The organism is Nonomuraea sp. NPDC003201, assembly GCF_053590415.1.
Genome location: NZ_JBSFTC010000261.1, coordinates 1 through 15,892, shown reverse-complemented (window position 1 = coordinate 15,892; position 15,892 = coordinate 1). Strand labels below are relative to the sequence as shown.

The following is a 15,892-nucleotide window of genomic DNA, read 5'->3' as shown; positions in this document are numbered from 1 at the left end:
GGTTTGCGCCGCCGCGGCGCCGGCGCTGTCGGGCGGCGCGAACCGCCTGCTGGCCGAGCCCGTGAAGCTGATCAAGCTGTACCTGTGCGCGGACTTCAGTGCCTCGCAGGCCCGCCTGCCGGCCGGGTGCGACTGGTTCGGCGCGTCGGGGCTCGGCAAGGTGGAGACGCAGCTCGCCCTCGGCGGCTCGGCGGTGCTCGGGCTGCTGCTGGGGCTGTTCTGGTGGCGTTCGCGGCGGGGCGCGCGGCGGCACGGCGGCGACGGCCGGTCGGGGAACGGCGTGGCGCCCGCGGTGACGGCGATCGTCCGGCGCAGGCACCGGCTGGTCGTGGCCGGGAGCGTCGCCGGGGCCGCCGGGCTCGTGCTCGACGTGCTGGCGGCGGCCGTGGACAGCACGTCGCAGGCCGGGGCGGCGCTGCTGCTCATGGGGGCGTGGTGGCTCTGCCTGGGTGCGGCCCTGCGGGGCAGGCGGCCGGCGTTCGGCCTGTTCACGATCGTGGTGGGGGTGCTGGCCTGCGCCGACGCCTTCGACCGGCTGGTGTACCTGATCCCCGTCGTCCCGCTGGGGCCGGGGTGGATCCGGGGACTGCTGACCGGGCTCTGGGTGCTCTGCGCGGTCGTGGTGCTGGCGCCGCGGCGCAGGGGCACAGCGCGGGAGACGCCCGCCGAGGCCGAGGTGAGCGCGTGAGCGGATCCGTCCGCATGGCCGGGTGCGTGCTGGCGTGCTGGCTCGTCACGGCGTGCGGGCCGCTGTCGGAGACCCACCACAATCCGGGCAACAGCCACGAGGTGGCCACGGCGGCGCCGAGCGGGCAGGCGGACGCCGTGATCACTGTCGCCCGCGGCCAGGTGAGCCCGCCGCCGGGCTGGCTGGAGGTGACCAAGGGACGGCAGGTCAGCATCACGGTGACCAGCGACGTGGCCGACGAGTTGCACGTTCACGGCTACGACATCGAGGCCGAGCTGCGGCCGGGGGTGCCCGCGACCGTGCGCTTCACGGCCGGCCTGACCGGGGTGTTCGAGGTGGAGACCCACAGGAGCAAGCTGGTCCTCACGCAACTGGCGGTCCGGTGACGGCGGGGGTCCTCGCGCACGGGATCGGTACGCGCAGCGACCTGCCGATCCCGCTCTTCTACGCCTACGCGGGCGCTTTCGCGGCGCTGGTCGTCTCGTTCCTGGCGCTCGGGCTGCTCTGGGCCGACTCCCGCTTCCGCGGCGACCGGGCGGGCCTGGTGATCCCGTTGCGCCTGCCGGGCCGCCCGGCGCGCGTGCTGACCCTCCTCGCCGCTGTCTACACGATCGGCCTGCTCGTGGCGGGTCCCGCGGACGGGAACGCGGGGCCGTACCTGGTGTATGTGCTCTTCTGGGTGGGTCTGGTCCCGGCGTCGCTGCTGCTCGGCCCGGTGTGGCGGGCGCTGAGCCCGTTCCGGCTGCTGCCCGACCGGCCCCGGCGCCCGCTCCCGCGCGGGCTCGGCTACTGGCCCGCCGCCGCGGGCCTGCTCGCGTTCACCTGGACGGAGCTGGTCGCCCCCGAGCCCGCGGCCCCGCTCACGCTGCTGACCTTCTGCGCCCTGTACGCGTCCACCCAGCTCGCGGGCACCCTGGTGTACGGCCACGCCTGGCTGGAACGCGGCGACCCGTTCGAGGTGTACTCGACCCTCATCGGCCACCTGTCGCCCCTCGGCAGAAAGGCGAACGGCGACCGCGTCCTGCGCAGCCCGTTCGACGGCCTCGACGCCATCCAGCCCGCCCCCGGCCTCGTCGCCACTGTCTGCGTCCTGCTCGGCGGCACCGCGTACGACGGCTTCTCCGGCACCCCCGCCTGGGCGAACGCCCTCCAGTCAGGCCCGCTCGGCCGCACCGGGCTCGGCACCCTTGGCCTGCCGGCCGCCGTCGCGGGGGTGGCCCTCCTGTACGCCGCCTGCCTCGGCGCGGCCGGACTGATCGGCGGCGCCAGGGGGCTGACCGCCCGCTTCGCCCACTCGCTGGTGCCGATCGCCACCGGCTATCTCATCGCCCACTACTTCTCCCTCCTGGTCATCGAGGGCCGGCACGGCCTCCTCCTGGCGCTCGGGGTGGCCGCCCAGCCCGACCCGAACGCCGTCGAACCCGCCACGATCGCCGTCGTCCAGGTGCTGGCCATCGTGGTCGGCCACGTGGTGGGGGTGGTGGCCGCCCACGACCGCTCGGTCCGCCTCCTGCCGCCCGGCCGCGCGGTCGCGGGCCAGATCCCGCTGTTCGTCCTCATGGTCTGCTACACGATCGGCGGCCTGACGCTGCTGCTCTGAGCGGAACGGGCCCGACTTCCGGTGGAGATCCGGGGCCTCGGGGTTCAGCCTCTGGTCGGTCGTCCGCCGAAGGGCCCTCTTCTAGCGTCGAAGGCATGATCGAGGTACGGGAGCTCACCAAGCGGTACGGCGGCGTCACCGCCGTACGCGATCTGTCCTTCACGGTACGGCCCGGCCCCGGGGGACGGTAGCTGCGGATACGCGGGTCGGGGTCGCCGGCGTCGGCGCCCAGCCAGGCGGAGAGCGCTTCGTGCGCGCCCGTGTCGTCCTCGGTCAGCGCCATCCCGGCACCCTCGTCCGGCAGCCAGTACGCGCGGCTGTCGCCGATCCAGCAGGCCCAGATCCCGCCCTGGCCGACGACGCCCGCGACGTACGTGCAGGCCGGTGCGGCGTCCGCCGATTCGGCCAGGGCGGCGACCGCCCGGCCCGCGCGGGTCGCGGCGTCGGCGAGCGCGGTTTCCGGCAGCGCGCCCGCCCGCAGCCGCGCCGCCAGGGTGGCCGCGCCCGTGTCGGCCGCGATGCGGGCGGCGCGCTCGGAGCGGGGCGACATGGACACCCCATCGCACACCACACCGATCGTCCACGCGCCGTCCCCGGCCAGCGCCATCGCGTCGGCGTTGACGCCGCGCCGCAGCCCGCGGTCGCTGACCCCCGCTCCGCCGCCGGTCGTGATCTCCAGATGTGAGCGGAAGGCCGGTTGGGGCTGGCCGCAGTCCCAGCAGTGGCCGTCCGGGGTCACGGTGCCGCCGCCACAGAGGGCGCAGTGTGTCGTCATCTCCCCTCAATCGTGGCAGAGCGTGGCGATCAGGGCGCGGTAGCTTGGGCGCACCGGGAGGGGACAGGCGATGGCGGACGAGGCGACGGCGGGTGAGGCGACGGCGGCGGAGCTGCTGGCCGCGGCGCGGGGTGGGGACGACCTGGCGTTCGGGCGGCTGGTCGGGCCGCTGCGGGACGAGCTGCGGGCCCACTGCTACCGGATGCTGGGGTCCGTCCACGACGCCGAGGACGCCGTGCAGGACACGCTGGACCGGGCGTGGCGGAACCTGGCGCGGTTCGAGGACCGCGGGTCGATCAGACCGTGGTTGTACAGGATCGCGACGAACCGAGCGCTGACGCTCATCGAAAGCCGGGGCCGCCGCGAGCTGCCCGCCGACCTCGGCCCGGCCGGTGGCGAGGTGGCGTGGCTGGAGCCGTACCCTGACAGTCTGATGGCCTGGACGGCGGGACTGGGGCCCGAGGCGCGGGCGGTGGCCAGGGAGAGCGTGGAGCTGGCGTTCGTGGCGGCGCTGCAGCATCTGTCGGCCATGCAGCGGGCCGTGCTGCTGCTGCGCGACGTCCTCGGGTACGCCGCGCGCGAGGTCGCCGACCTGCTGGACACCACGGTCGCGGCGGTCAACAGCGCTCTCCAGCGGGCCAGGAAGAACCTCGCCGAGCTGCTTCCCCCGAGCACCCAGCGGCAGACCCTCGGCGAGCTGGGCGAGGCGGGGAGCCGGGAGCTGGCCCGCAGGTACGCGGCCGCCTGGGAGGCCGGGGACGTGGACGCCATCGTGGCCATGCTGGCCGAGGACGCGAAGTACTCGATGCCGCCGCTGGCGGCCTGGTTCGAGGGGCGCGACTCCGTCCGCGGGTTCCTGCTCGGCGGGCCGCTCAAGGAGCGCTGGCGGATGCTGCCCGCGCGGGCCAACGGGCAGCTGGCGTTCGGCACGTACATGTGGGACGAGAAGCGGGCGGCCTACCTCCCGGCCGGGCTGGACCTGCTGGTGGTGCGGGGTGGTCAGGTGGCGGAGGTGGTGTCGTTCCTGGAAGCCGATTTCGCCGGTTTCGGCCTTCCCGAGGAAGTGCGATGAGTTTTGGGATCCGCCCGGGTTGTACGTCCGGAACGAAGGTATCGACCCGGAAGGATCCCACCCATGTCCACGAACGAAGACCAGATCCGCGACCTCGTCCTGCGCTGGGCCGAGGCGGTGCACCGCGGCGACCTGGAGACGGTCCTCGCGGACCACGCGGCGGACATCGTGATGTTCGACGTGCCGGAGGACGTTCGCGGCATCGAGGCGTACGAGAAGGCCTGGCCGCCGTTCTTCGAGTGGCAGGCGCAGGGGGCGGCGTTCGAGATCGAGTCGCTGGACGTCGTCGCCGGTGACGGCGTCGCCTTCGCGTACGCGCTGCTGCGGTGCGGCATGCCCGCCGACGACCGGCGGATGCGGCTGACGCTCGGCCTGCGCGAGGAGGGCGGCCGGTGGGTCGTCGCGCACGAGCACCACTCGTTCCCGATCGCCGACGACGGGGCGGCCGTGCGGGAGGTGCGCGGGGTGCACGAGCGGTGGTACGCGGGCACCGCGGCCAAGGACCTGGACGGCATGATGGCCGCCATCGCCGACGACGTCGTGTCGTACGAGCACGACGCGCCGCTCGAGTACGTGGGCGCCGAGGCGGTGCGGGAGGTCTGCGCGCGCGGCCTCGACGAGGGACCCGACGTCCGCTTCGACATGCCGGAGCTGAAGGTCATGGCCAGGGAGGACCTCGCGGTCGCGTGGGGGCTGAACCGGGTGCGCGTGGGCGGCGGCGAGACGTGGTCGAGGGGGACGCGGGTGTTCGAGCGGCGCGACGGCTCCTGGGTGATGATCCACCAGCACGTCTCCTACCCGTACGACCCGGCCACGGGCGAGGCGCGGACCGACCTGCGCCCCGGCCCTGCCCGGCGCTAGGCGGGCGGCCGGACGGTGGCGAGCATGGTGTCGAGGGCGCGCTGGGACGTCTGCAGCCGCTCGATCGTCCCGGCGATGCGCTCGCGCTCTTTCCGCAGGTTGTTCACCATGCCCGGGCACGCCGTCGGCACCATCACGTCGCCGTCGTCGTGGACGCAGGGCAGCAGGAGGGCGATGACGGTCGTCGGGAGTCCGGCGGCGAGCATCGTACGGATGTGGCGCACCGACGCCACGTCCGGCTCGCCGTACTCGCGGTAGCCGTTGGGCAGCCGCACCGGCCGCAGCAGCCCCTGCTCCTCGTAGTAGCGCAGCAGCCGCCTGCTCACCCCGGTGCGGCGGGCCAGCTCTCCGATCTTCATATGCTCCTTGACCTTCACATCGATGTGACGCCTTAGCTTCCGATCACAACAACGGAAAGGAGCCGATGATGCCTGGAGTTGTGATCATCGGAGCGGGGCCGGGGATCGGCCGGTCCGTCGCCCGCCGGTTCGCGCGGGAGGGGCTGCCGGTCGCGCTCGTCTCGCGTACCGGCACGATGCTCGACCTGGACGGGGTGCTCGCGTACAAGGCCGACAGCGCCGACGAGGACCAGCTCAGGGCGGCCCTCGACGCGGCCGCCGCCGAGCTGGGCACGCCGGACGCCGTGGTCTACAACGCCGCGATCATCCGGCCGGACGCGCCGGGCGAGGCGAGCGTGCGCGCCCAGCTGGACGCCTGGGCCGTGAACGTGGTGGGGGCACTCGTCGCGGCCGCGCACGTGGCGCCCGCGATGGCCCGGCGCGGCAGCGGGTCGTTCCTCATCACCGGGGGGATGCCCGAGCCCAAGGCCCAGTACGTCAGCCTCTCGCTCGGCAAGGCGGGCGTGCGGACGCTTGCTGCGCTGCTCGACCAGGAGTACGGGCCCTCGGGGGTGCACGTGGCCAGCGTCACCGTGGCCGGACCGGTCGCGCCCGGCACGGCCTTCGACCCCGACGACATCGCCGAACACTACTGGCGCCTGCACACCCAGCCTCGGGAACGGTGGGAACGGGAAGTCCTCCACGATGGCACGGCATCACGTCCGTGAGGCGGTCGAGCCGCGGGAGCCGGCGACGGCACGGCATCACGTTCGTGAGGCAGTGGAACCGCGGGGCGTGAGTTTCCAGAGCCAGCCGATCGCGTCGAGCCCGAGCCGTCCGGCCACCCGCTGGGAGGAGTGGTTGTCGGCACTGGTGCTGTAGAACAGGCGGACGCCCGGCAGCAGGCCGGCCCACGCCGCGGTGGTCGCCGCCGCGTACCCGCGGCCCCGGAAGGCGGGCGAGGTCCAGGTGCCCGCCTCGGCCCCCTCGGGGGTCAGCCGGGCGCTGTGGCAGATCGCGGCCACCTGTCCGTCCTCGACGATCATCGCCCAGGGCGCGCCCGCGCCGCCGGCGAGGAGCTCTTCCCATTCTCCGGGCTCCCAGTTCGCGGGGCGCAGCGGGCGCAGGCGGGCGGCGTGCGACGGGTCGTCCGACCTGATGACCTCGGCGGGCGCCTCGAACCTGAGCGGCGGCCTCACCAGATAGCACGGCCCTCCGGACACCGCCCGCCCGCCGCCCAGCAGGGCGTCGCACCGCGCCAGGACGTCAGGCGGGTGGCCGGGGGACGACGGGACGCCCTGGGAGACGAGGTCGAGAAGCTGCGTGGCGACCGGGTCGGGCACGTCGGCGCGGACCGCGGCGGTCATGCCGTCGGCCGCCACGCCGATCACCAGCTCCTCCGGCCCCGGCAGGCGGCCTCGGCCGTCGAGATGCCAGATGACGCCGAGCTCGACGCGGAGCAGGTCGACGCTCATGACTCCTCCGGCCCTGGCAGGCAGCCTCGGCCGTCGAGGCGCCAGACGACAGCGAGCAGGTCGACGGTCATGATTCCACCAGTGTGAACGCGGCGCTGGCCGCCACCCTGCCGTTGACGATCACGTCGAGCTCCCGGGTGCCCGGCGGCTCCTCGCGGGTGGTGACCGGGCGGAAGGAATGGCTCTTGCGCACGGTGAACGTCGTGCCCGACCCCTCCGCCTCCCGCCGGCCCAGGTGGAACACCCGGCGCGAGCCCGCCCGCCGGATCGCGTACTTGAGCAGCACAGGACCCGGCGCGCCCGCCGTGACCGTGACGGCGAAGGCCAGCCTGCCGCCGACGGCCACCGTGTCGGAATCGAGGGCCAGCAGGTCGACCGCGCCGCTGCCCGGGGTGGCGCCCATCAGCGCCAGCGCCTCGGGATGGCCGGAGCGCAGCAGCCCGCGTACGGCGTGCCGCAGCACCTTCTCCACGTGCGAGCCGCCGTCGGAACGCCATCGGGCCAGCAGCTCCAGCGCCACCTCCGGATGGTCCTTGGCCAGGTCGTTGACGTGGTTGGCGACCGAGCGGCGGACGTATTCGCTCGGGTCGTCGCGCAGCCGGTCGAGCAGGGGCAGGGTCGGCCCCGGAGCCATCAGCCAGCGCACCCGGGCGCCCCACGGCAGCCGCGGGCGCGACCCCTCCGAGGCCAGGCGGCGCAGGTGCTCGTCGGGGGACTCCGCCCAGCCGTACATGATCTTGAGTGCGTCGTCGCGGTAACGCTCCAGGTAGGGCCGTACGGCGAACTCGCCCGTCGCGTACGGCGTGAGCACGGCCAGCGTGCCCATCCCCGCCTCCAGGTGGTCGAGCCCCTGGACGGCCGTGTGATCGGTGGCCGGCCAGCCGCTCCACATGTCCAGCGCGACCCGCGAGGCGCACTCGCGTACGACCTCGGCGGCCTGCGGGTAGGGCAGCGACAGCGCGTCGTGCAGGGCCGCGGCGACATGCCGGACGCGGTCCTTGAGCTCGAACCCGTCGAGCCCGGCCAGGGCGCGCGCGGTGAAAGCAGCCCGTGGGAACGGCGACCAGGCGGCGGCCAGCCCGTCGGCCAGCACGGATATGGACTCGGCGTTGATCATGTCCTTGAGCGGTTGAGGCACGCGCCCACTGTGCCAGCCGCCACCGACAATCCGTCAGCCCTGCCGGGAGACATTGCCTCAGCCCCTGCTGAGAGGCAATCCCTCAGCCCTCCTGGGACAACCCGAGGAAGTAGGGCCGCATCGAGGGATAGTAGTCGTCGAAGTCCGGTGTGGGGGAGCCGTCGCGAGCGGCGACGAGCATGTCGAGGTAGTACTCCCAGCCGGGGCCGACCTCGCCGATCGCGTCCTCGGTGTCGAGATGGTGGACGAACCGCAGCTCCGTCGTGCCGTCGCGCTCCTCCAGCAGCAGCTCGACCCGCCAGGCCCCGAACTCGTCCAGCGCGGACAGGGCCAGCCGCCTCGGCGGTTCGCACGCCTCGATGCGCATCTCGGACCAGGGGGCCTGCTCCTCGTACACCAGCTGCACCTTGATCGTCTGGCCGGGCGCGCCGTGACCCTCCCACGGGCCGAACCAGCGGGCGGTGCGGTCGGGTTCGGTGATGCTGGCCCACACGTCCTCGGCGGGCGCGCGGAACGTCCGGCTGAGAACGAGGTCGCTCCCCTCGCTCGTCCCGAACAACCGGCCGGTGGGGATACGGTTCATGCTGATTCTTCCTCTCTGCTGCTCTTGGTCCCGGTGGTCGGGCGGCGCTCGCGGCGGGTCCGGTAGACCTCGGTCTCCAGCGCGTCCAGGCGGTGCTCCCACCCGGAGGGCCGGCCGAACTGCGCGAGCCAGGTGATGAGCTCGTCGAACGGCTCGGGTTCGAGCGCGTAGAAGCGCTGCCTGCCGATCAGCTCCGCGCGAACCAGCCCGCTCTCCCTGAGCACCCGCAGGTGCCTGCTCACGGCGGGCCGGCTGATGGCGAACCGCTGGGAGACCTCCCCGGCGGACAGTCGCCCGTCCCTGAGCATCTCCAGGATCCGCCGCCGCACCGGGTCCGCGATCGCCCCTGCCACCTCGTCCACGGTGAAAGCGTAACCTACTGGTTACGCGTTCGCCAAGCGCGTCTTCCTGGACGGCGCCCGCTCGCGCGCGTGGAACGCGACCCGGCACACCGCCAGCGCCAGCCCGAACAGCGGCACCCAGCCCAGCCGGGCCAGCACCCACTCCGGTCCGTCGGGCACCGTGTGCAGGCCGGGGAGGGCTTCGCCCGCGAGCAGCCCGAGCGCGGTGACCAGGATCATCGCGCTCTGGTGCCACAGGAAGATCGTCATCGCGGACAGGTTCACCAGCGCCACCGCCGCCCACACGGCCGGCCGCCGCAGCGCCCGGCGCAGCGGGCCGAGCAGGAGCAGGGCCGCCCCGCACTGGGCCAGACCGAAGGAGACGGCCGCGAGCGTGGGCGGGTCGAGGTTGGAGACGGCGGCGCCGGGCACCCCGACCATGGCCGCCGGATACCCGGCTGCCTCCGGTCCCGGACCACGGACCATGGACCATGGACCATGGACCACGGACCACGGACCACGGACCACGGACCCCGGGTTCCCGGACCGCGGAACACGGACCACGGGCCCAAGACCACGGGCCCAGGACCACGGACCGCGGGCCCCGGACGCGAGCCGTGTCGTCCGGGTGCGGCGTGAGCGCGGGTGACCAGGATGCTCGACGCCGTTCGGAGTGTTCGGCTGGGCGATGTGCGGCTCAGGCTCAGCCCTCAGAACGGAAGGCCGAGTGCGCCTTCCAGGTGGGCCTTGCGGAAGGTTGTGCCGTCCAGTTGGGCGCCGGTGAAGTCGGCCTGGCGGAGGTCGGCGCCGGTGAAGTCGGCTGTCCGGAGGTCTGCGCCGGTGAAGCGGGCCTGAGGGAGGGCGGCGTTCTTGAAGCGGGCCGTACGGAGGTCGGCGTTGGTGAAGCGGGCCTGGGACAGGGTGGCGTCCGTGAAGTCGATGCCGCGCAGGTCCGTGCCGGACAGGTCGGTGGAGCGGAGGGTGACGCCGTCGGCGGCCACCGGGCCGGTGGTCACGGGGCCGCGGTCGGACGTGCGGTCGCGGCGGCCGAGCACGGTCAGGGCGGCCTCGACGGTCAGGTGCGGGCGTGGGGTCGCCTGGCCGCGCGCCCGGTCCTGGAGGTACGCGGCGATGCTCAGGGTCACCTTCCAGGCGAAGGACGGCGCCTCGTGGGCGATGTCCTCCAGCTCGTAGAGGCCCTGGACCCGGGCGCTGGAGTCGCTGGACCTGAGGTCCTTCAGCGCCTTGTCGTAGCGCGCCTGAAACTGCTTCTGGGTCTCGAGCGAGACGGTCTGGGAGCTGAAGTAGAACGTGCCGACCAGGCCGGCCAGGGAGAGCGCGGCGGTCACGAGGGAGCCGACCTGCATGAGCATCGTCCGGGTGGCGGTCACCGCCTCGGCCCGCTGGTCCGGCGCAAGCGCTTTGACGTCCGCGGTCATCCGGCGGGTGACGGGGCCGAGCAGCGCCCCGACGGCCACGGCCGAGCCGGCGACCACCACCCCGAGCACGATCATCAGAAATGTCATGGTGCGCCTCTTCCGCTGATAAGGCCCGGCGTCCGAAGGATCGGCCGGGCCATATTAGCGGTGCGGTAATGACTATTTCTTGGGTTGATCGTGGTGTTGGGATAAGAGCCTTATGGCCAATTAATCGGTGGTTTCGCGCCATCTGTTGGTGATGGGGAGGCGGCGGTCGCGGCCGAAGTTCTTCGGGGTGATCTTGGGGCCGGGCGGATACTGGCGGCGCTTGTACTCGGCCAGGTCGACCAGCCTGATGACCCTCGTGACCAGCTCCGGATCGTGGCCGGCGGCGATGAGCTCCGTCGAGCCCATGTCCTTCTCCACGTAATCGTCCAGCAGGCGGTCGAGGATTTCGTACGGCGGAAGGGAATCCGTGTCGCGCTGGTCGGGGCGGAGCTCGGCGCTCGGCTCCTTGGTGATGGAATTTTCGGGAATGGGGGTTTTCGCGTCGAGCAGGAATTGCGGCAGCGAATTGGCGTTGCGCCACCTCGACAGTTCCCACACCATCGTCTTCGGGACGTCCTTGATGGGGGCGAAGCCGCCGGCCGAGTCGCCGTAGAGGGTCGAGTAGCCCGTCGCCAGCTCGCTCTTGTTGCCGGTCGTCAGGACCAGGTGGCCGTGCTGGTTCGACAGGCCCATGAGGATCATGCCGCGTACCCGCGCCTGGAGGTTCTCGGCCGCCAGGCCCGAGAGCTCGATCTCCTTCTCGAAGGCGTCGACGATGTCGGCGATCGGGGCGATCCGGGAGTTGACGCCCTGCCTGCGGACGAGTTCCTCGGCGTCGGCCAGGGAGTGGTCGGAGGAGTAGCGCGACGGCATGAGGACCACGTTGACGCGCGAGGGGCCGATGGCGTCGGAGGCGATGGTGGCGGTCAGGGCCGAGTCGATGCCGCCGGACAGGCCCAGGATGACCGACTGGAAGCCGTTCTTGGCCACATAGTCCCGCACCGCCAGGACCAGGGCCGCGTACACCTCGCCGTGCAGGTCGAGGTGCTCCGCGATCGCCGCGGGCGCCGGTTCGTACGGTTCCACGGGGTCCGAGGAGAGCACCAGGCGCTCGACGGTGATGGTGGAGCCGTCGCCCGCGTCGTACGGGAAGAAGCCCGGCTCGGCGTCCGAGACCGGCAGCTCCAGATCGACGGTCAGCAGCTCCTCCCGGAACTGGCCCGCCCGCGCCACCAGCTCGCCCGAGGCGTCCACCACGATCGAGTCGCCGTCGAAGACCAGCTCGTCCTGGCCGCCGACCTGGTTGACGTAGACGAGGGCGCAGCCCGCCTCGCGGGCCCGGCGCGCGCACAGCTCGAGCCGTACGTCGTCCTTCTCCTTTTCGTACGGCGAGGCGTTCGGCGAGATCAGCAGCCCGGCGCCCGCCTGGCCCACGACGGACACGGGGCCGCCCTCCTGCCAGAGGTCCTCGCACACCGCGATCGCCACGTCCACGCCGTGCAGCCGGAAGATCGGCAGCCGGTCGCCGCGCACGAAGTAGCGGTATTCGTCGAACACCCCGTAGTTGGGCAGATGGTGCTTGGCCGTACGGGTCACCACCCGGCCCTTGTGGAGCACGGCGGCCGCGTCCAGCGGGGCGCCCTTCGGCTGGCCCACCCGGGGCGCCAGTCCGGCGCGGTCGACGTAGCCGACCACCACCGGCAGCTCGCCCAGGCCCTCCCGCTCCAGCCTGCGCGCCACCTCCTCCAGGGTCCGGATGCTGGCGTCCACGAAGGACGTACGCAGCACCAGGTCCTCCACGGGATAGCCGGTGAGGAACATCTCGGTGAAGACGACGAGGTGGGCTCCACGATCGGCGGCGTCGCGGGTCCACGCGATCAGCCGCTCGGCGTTGCCGTCAAGGTCGCCGACGGACGGGTTCATCTGGGCCAGGGCGATACGCAGTTGTGCCACGTCGCCAAGCCTAGTACGGCGCGATTTTTATCGTCAAAGCGACGAAAAGGAAGTCTTTTCCCCGGGTGTCACAAAACCTGACTCATACGCGGCCATAACCAACTGTGCGCGGTCGAACAGCCCGAGATGCTCCAAGAGCGACTTGACCATGATGGCCACCTCCTCCTCGGACAAGGAGAGCGTCTGGCCGATCTGGCGGTTCGTCAGGCCGCGGGCGACGAGTTTCAGCACGTCGAGCTGGGAGTCGGCGAGCCCGGCCAGAGCCGGGGGAGAGGCCGGGTCGACGCGTCCCGCGAACCCCGCGATCAGCCGGGTGGTGATCGTCGGGTCGATGAGCGCGTCCCCGGCGGACGCGGCCCTGATCGCGGCCAGGAACTGCTCGGGGGCCGACGTTTTAAGGATGAATCCACTCACTCCAGCACGCAGTGCCGCATAAAGGTTCTCGTCGCTGCCGAACGTGGTCATCATGATCACCTTCGGCGGCCGGGTTTCGGACAGGATGCGGCGGGCGGCGGCCAGGCCGTCCAGATGGGGCATCTGGATGTCGAGCAGCACCACGTCGGGGCCGGTCTCGGCCACGAGCGCGATCGCCTCCTCGCCGTTGGTCGCCTCGCCGACCATCGTCACCCCGGGCTCGGCGTCCAGCATCGCCCGCACGCCCGCCCGTACGAGCGCCTGATCGTCGGCCACCACGACCCGCAGCGGCGCGATGTCGGAAACGGCGGCGGGCGCTTCCACAGGAACCGGCTCCTCGGGGGCCGGGGACTCCAGGCGCTGGGCGAGCATGTCGGCCTCCAGGCGCTGCAGCCCGGCCGACAGGTCGAGGCCCAGCTCGTCCCGCCACACCGAGCGCGCCCTGCGCAGCGCCGCCAGCGCGTCGCCCTGGCGTCCGAGCCCGTACAGGCCCGTGGCGAGCAGCCGCCAGGCCTCCTCCCGCAGCGGGTACGCCGACGCGTGCGCTTCCAGGTCGGCCACCAGCGACGTCGCCCGGCCCAGCGCGAGGCCGGCCCCGGCCCGGCGCTCGACGGCGATCAGGCGCAGCTCCTCCAGCCTGCCCGCCTCCGTCGCGGCCCAGCTCAGCTCGCCGAACTCGGCCAGCGCGGGCCCCCGCCACAGCCCCAGCGCCGTGTCCATGGCCGCCCACACCCGGCCCGGGTCGCCTTCCGACTTCACCAGGGCCTCGAACCGCCACGCGTCCACCTGCTCGGTCGCGGCCCGTAAGGCGTATCCGGGCGGAGCGGAGGCCAGGACGCGGGCCTCCTCGCGGGGTGCGCGATCGGGTTCGAGGGCGCGGCGCAGGCGGGAGACGTACCCCTGGATGGTGGACAGGGCCTGTGCGGGCGGCGCGCCCGGCCAGAGCTCGTCGATGAGGGTGTTCACGGGCACGGCGCGGCCGCCGGCGACGAGCAGGCGCGCGAGCACCGCCCGCTGCCGCTGGCCGCCGAGATCGAGAGGGGCGCCGTCGGCCCAGGCCTGGAACGGTCCCAGCGCGGTGAATGTCAGCATGTCAGGCGTAACTTTAGAGGGAGACGGTTCGTGGGTATATGGCGAATTCTCCCAAGTTGCGCGTCTCCCGTGCCCCGAAACGCCGTCAGCGGCGTCTGATCGCGGGTCCGAGCAGCAGCATGCCCGCCGCCGACAGCACCCCCACCCCGCCGATCGTGAACCACAGAGCCTGGGAGCCGATCTCCAGCAGCGGCCCGCCGATCAGCGGCGCCAGCACGGCCGCCAGCGACCACGAGAACCCGAACAGCCCCGAATACCGCCCCCGCAGCTCGGCCGGCGCCAGCGTGGCCACGACCGCGCCCGGGATGCCCGCCGTGATGACCTCGCCCGCCGTCCACACCACGATCGTCACCACCAGCCCGAGGGTGGTCTCGACGAACGCCGTCATCGCGAACCCGAGCGCCATCACCGACAGCCCCAGCGCGAACATGCGGGCGGGGTCCCGGCGCCCCAGCCACCCCGACACCAGGGGCTGCACGATGACGATCAGGATCCCGTTCAGGGCCATGGCCACCCCGAACTCCCCGGCCGACAGCCCCACGACCTTCGTCATCGCCACCGGCAGCATGGTGAACGTCTGCGAGTAGACCAGCGCGTTCCCCAGCGCCACCAGCGTGAACCCGATCATCACCCGGTCCCGCAGCACCACGCCGAACCCGCCCGCGGACTCCCGCGCCGCCGGCCTGGTCTCGGGGACGGCCCGCCAGACCAGCACGGCGAAGACCACGCTGGACAGCGCGTCGATCCAGAACAGCCAGAGGAACCCGAGGCTCGCCAGCCAGCCCCCGGCCGTCACGCCGACCGCGTACCCGAGGTTGATCCCCCAGAACAGCAGCCCGTACGCACGGGGGCGCTCCTCAGGCGAGACCAGGTCAGCGACGAGGGCGGACGAGGCGGGCCGGTAGATGTCCATCACCAGGCCGAGCACGAGCATCGAGGCCACGACCGCCGGCAGCGAGGTGCTGTAGCCGAGCGCCAGCATGGTCGCGGCCGTGGCCAGCATCCCGCCCGACAGCGTGGCGCGGCGCCCGATCCGGTCGGTGAGCACCCCCGCGACCAGCTGCGACAGCAGCGAGCCCACCCCGAACACGCCCATCACCAGGCCCGCCGCCGCCACCGACAGGCCGCGGCTCTGCGTCAGGTAGACGCCGGTGAAGGGCATGACCATGGTGCCCAGGCGGTTCACCACCGTGCCGCCCCAAAGGGCCCAGAACGCGCGGGGCAGCCCGCCGATCTGGGACCGGAAGAACGACCTTCGCTCAAGAGTTGTGCTCGACACGCGACAAGCCTGATATGCCGGGTTTGTGGGGGCGAACGATTTAGTGCAGGCTAAAAGCATGCCGGTCGAGTGGGTGCTGAAGCCGGAGGACGTGGCCCGGATCCGGTTCGCGTTCTCGCCGATGTGGGAGCTGGTCGCCAGCCTGCGCACCCTCCAGGGGCCCTCCAGGCAGTCGATCCACCTGCCCTGGCTCAAGGCCGTACGCCCCCGCCTGGCGGCGCTCGACCTGGCCGAGCTGTTCGCGCTCGTGCCCGCGACCGGCTACATGGCCGACTTCATCACGCCGCCGCCCGACACGCCGATGCCGGAGTTCGCCGCCGAGCTGGAGCGGGTCAGGGGCGCGGATCCCGGGCGGGCCCGCGAGGAGGCGGCGAAGATCGTGGGGACCGACCAGGCCGTGCTGGAGCGGTTCATGGCCGACCCCGAGGCGGGCGTGGCCAGGGTCGCCGCCACGCTGGAGGCGTACTGGGAGGCGTGCTTCGCGGAGTTCTGGCCCCGCGTGTACGGGCTGCTCGAACGCGACGTGCTGCGCCGGTCACGGCAGCTCGCCCAGGGCGGGGCGCGCGAGCTGTTCGCCGCGCTCGATCCGGCCGTGGTGTGGACGGGGGAGCGGCTGCTCATCGACCGGCCCTGGTGCGAGGCGGGCGGCCTGCACGGCGATGGGCTGGTGCTGGTGCCCAGCGCGTTCTGGGGACCGGCCGCCGTGGCGGTGATGACGGCGCCGTACCAGTCGATGCTGGTCTACCCCGTGCTCGGCGTCGGCACGCTGTGGGAGCAGGGCCCGCCGCCCGCGCCCGGCGCGCTCGCCGCGCTGATC

At 72.7% G+C, this 15,892-nt stretch carries 17 protein-coding genes and 1 pseudogene; 7 read left to right on the top strand and 11 right to left on the bottom strand.

Features of this window, described 5'->3' with window-relative positions:
* The 3 genes and pseudogenes from ACWDX9_RS48015 to ACWDX9_RS48005 form a co-directional block, all read left to right on the top strand.
* Positions 1–688, top strand: a pseudogene (locus tag ACWDX9_RS48015) (right-handed parallel beta-helix repeat-containing protein); the annotation flags it as partial.
* Positions 685–1,074: a hypothetical protein gene (locus tag ACWDX9_RS48010; RefSeq protein ID WP_449967457.1), complete on the top strand. Its 390-nt coding sequence runs from the start codon at positions 685–687 to the stop codon at positions 1,072–1,074. The pseudogene ACWDX9_RS48015 and the gene ACWDX9_RS48010, both read left to right, overlap by 4 nt.
* Positions 1,071–2,288 (top strand): hypothetical protein, encoded by a 1,218-nt coding sequence (locus ACWDX9_RS48005; protein WP_449967454.1) that lies wholly within the window; start codon positions 1,071–1,073, stop codon positions 2,286–2,288. Before ACWDX9_RS48010 ends, ACWDX9_RS48005 begins: the two co-directional genes overlap by 4 nt.
* Here the strand turns inward: ACWDX9_RS48005 and ACWDX9_RS48000 are convergent.
* Complete coding sequence (locus ACWDX9_RS48000; RefSeq protein ID WP_449967451.1) at positions 2,245–3,063, bottom strand: PP2C family protein-serine/threonine phosphatase; 819 nt, start codon at positions 3,061–3,063, stop codon at positions 2,245–2,247. The two genes, ACWDX9_RS48005 and ACWDX9_RS48000, sit on opposite strands and share 44 nt — an antisense overlap.
* Before the next feature lie 70 nt (positions 3,064–3,133).
* On the opposite strand from ACWDX9_RS48000, the gene ACWDX9_RS47995 reads away from it, so the two are divergent.
* Together ACWDX9_RS47995 and ACWDX9_RS47990 are read left to right on the top strand one after the other, a co-directional pair.
* Positions 3,134–4,135, top strand: a complete 1,002-nt coding sequence (locus ACWDX9_RS47995) for a sigma-70 family RNA polymerase sigma factor (protein WP_449967448.1) — start codon at positions 3,134–3,136, stop codon at positions 4,133–4,135.
* Between the two features lie 63 nt (positions 4,136–4,198).
* A complete protein-coding gene (locus ACWDX9_RS47990; RefSeq protein ID WP_449967446.1) occupies positions 4,199–4,996 on the top strand; it encodes a nuclear transport factor 2 family protein in 798 nt (265 codons plus the stop codon).
* On the opposite strand, the gene ACWDX9_RS47985 is transcribed toward ACWDX9_RS47990, so the two are convergent.
* Positions 4,993–5,355, bottom strand: a complete 363-nt coding sequence (locus tag ACWDX9_RS47985) for a MerR family transcriptional regulator (RefSeq protein WP_449967443.1) — start codon at positions 5,353–5,355, stop codon at positions 4,993–4,995. The genes ACWDX9_RS47990 and ACWDX9_RS47985 overlap by 4 nt on opposite strands.
* Positions 5,356–5,420: 65 nt before the next feature.
* Between ACWDX9_RS47985 and ACWDX9_RS47980 the strand changes: the two genes are divergently transcribed.
* Positions 5,421–6,062: an SDR family NAD(P)-dependent oxidoreductase gene (locus tag ACWDX9_RS47980; RefSeq protein WP_449967441.1), complete on the top strand. Its 642-nt coding sequence runs from the start codon at positions 5,421–5,423 to the stop codon at positions 6,060–6,062.
* Between the two features lie 36 nt (positions 6,063–6,098).
* Here ACWDX9_RS47980 and ACWDX9_RS47975 read toward each other — a convergent pair whose 3' ends face one another.
* The 9 genes from ACWDX9_RS47975 to ACWDX9_RS47935 form a co-directional block, all read right to left on the bottom strand.
* Positions 6,099–6,809, bottom strand: a complete 711-nt coding sequence (locus ACWDX9_RS47975) for a GNAT family N-acetyltransferase (protein ID WP_449967438.1) — start codon at positions 6,807–6,809, stop codon at positions 6,099–6,101.
* A 67-nt stretch (positions 6,810–6,876) separates the two neighbouring features.
* Complete coding sequence (locus ACWDX9_RS47970) at positions 6,877–7,947, bottom strand: hypothetical protein (RefSeq protein WP_449967435.1); 1,071 nt, start codon at positions 7,945–7,947, stop codon at positions 6,877–6,879.
* 82 nt (positions 7,948–8,029) lie between these two features.
* A complete protein-coding gene (locus tag ACWDX9_RS47965; protein WP_449967434.1) occupies positions 8,030–8,530 on the bottom strand; it encodes an SRPBCC family protein in 501 nt (166 codons plus the stop codon).
* A complete protein-coding gene (locus ACWDX9_RS47960) occupies positions 8,527–8,892 on the bottom strand; it encodes a metalloregulator ArsR/SmtB family transcription factor (protein WP_449967432.1) in 366 nt (121 codons plus the stop codon). The genes ACWDX9_RS47965 and ACWDX9_RS47960 overlap by 4 nt, the downstream gene beginning before the upstream one ends.
* Positions 8,893–8,913: 21 nt before the next feature.
* Positions 8,914–9,357 (bottom strand): hypothetical protein, encoded by a 444-nt coding sequence (locus ACWDX9_RS47955; protein ID WP_449967429.1) that lies wholly within the window; start codon positions 9,355–9,357, stop codon positions 8,914–8,916.
* Positions 9,358–9,581: 224 nt separating this feature from the next.
* Positions 9,582–10,397, bottom strand: a complete 816-nt coding sequence (locus ACWDX9_RS47950; protein WP_449967426.1) for a pentapeptide repeat-containing protein — start codon at positions 10,395–10,397, stop codon at positions 9,582–9,584.
* A gap of 120 nt (positions 10,398–10,517) precedes the next feature.
* Positions 10,518–12,290: an NAD+ synthase gene (locus tag ACWDX9_RS47945; RefSeq protein WP_449967424.1), complete on the bottom strand. Its 1,773-nt coding sequence runs from the start codon at positions 12,288–12,290 to the stop codon at positions 10,518–10,520.
* A 33-nt stretch (positions 12,291–12,323) separates the two neighbouring features.
* On the bottom strand, positions 12,324–13,796 hold the full coding sequence (locus tag ACWDX9_RS47940; RefSeq protein WP_449967422.1) for a BTAD domain-containing putative transcriptional regulator: 1,473 nt from the start codon (positions 13,794–13,796) through the stop codon (positions 12,324–12,326).
* An 85-nt stretch (positions 13,797–13,881) separates the two neighbouring features.
* On the bottom strand, positions 13,882–15,075 hold the full coding sequence (locus ACWDX9_RS47935) for an MDR family MFS transporter (RefSeq protein ID WP_449967420.1): 1,194 nt from the start codon (positions 15,073–15,075) through the stop codon (positions 13,882–13,884).
* Positions 15,076–15,133: 58 nt separating this feature from the next.
* On the opposite strand from ACWDX9_RS47935, the gene ACWDX9_RS47930 reads away from it, so the two are divergent.
* Positions 15,134–15,892 (top strand): DUF5937 family protein (locus ACWDX9_RS47930; RefSeq protein WP_449967417.1); only part of this gene is annotated, 759 nt, incomplete at its 3' end.

What these genes read in the sequence shown, in the direction of transcription:
- ACWDX9_RS48000 (WP_449967451.1), bottom strand. Translation starts at nt 3,063, where the DNA reads ATGACGACACACTGCGCCCTCTGTGGCGGCGGCACCGTGACCCCGGAC.
- ACWDX9_RS47995 (WP_449967448.1), top strand. Translation starts at nt 3,134, where the DNA reads ATGGCGGACGAGGCGACGGCGGGTGAGGCGACGGCGGCGGAGCTGCTG.
- ACWDX9_RS47990 (WP_449967446.1), top strand. Translation starts at nt 4,199, where the DNA reads ATGTCCACGAACGAAGACCAGATCCGCGACCTCGTCCTGCGCTGGGCC.
- ACWDX9_RS47985 (WP_449967443.1), bottom strand. Translation starts at nt 5,355, where the DNA reads ATGAAGATCGGAGAGCTGGCCCGCCGCACCGGGGTGAGCAGGCGGCTG.
- ACWDX9_RS47980 (WP_449967441.1), top strand. Translation starts at nt 5,421, where the DNA reads ATGATGCCTGGAGTTGTGATCATCGGAGCGGGGCCGGGGATCGGCCGG.
- ACWDX9_RS47975 (WP_449967438.1), bottom strand. Translation starts at nt 6,809, where the DNA reads ATGAGCGTCGACCTGCTCCGCGTCGAGCTCGGCGTCATCTGGCATCTC.
- ACWDX9_RS47965 (WP_449967434.1), bottom strand. Translation starts at nt 8,530, where the DNA reads ATGAACCGTATCCCCACCGGCCGGTTGTTCGGGACGAGCGAGGGGAGC.
- ACWDX9_RS47955 (WP_449967429.1), bottom strand. Translation starts at nt 9,357, where the DNA reads ATGGTCCGTGGTCCGGGACCGGAGGCAGCCGGGTATCCGGCGGCCATG.
- ACWDX9_RS47950 (WP_449967426.1), bottom strand. Translation starts at nt 10,397, where the DNA reads ATGACATTTCTGATGATCGTGCTCGGGGTGGTGGTCGCCGGCTCGGCC.
- ACWDX9_RS47940 (WP_449967422.1), bottom strand. Translation starts at nt 13,796, where the DNA reads ATGCTGACATTCACCGCGCTGGGACCGTTCCAGGCCTGGGCCGACGGC.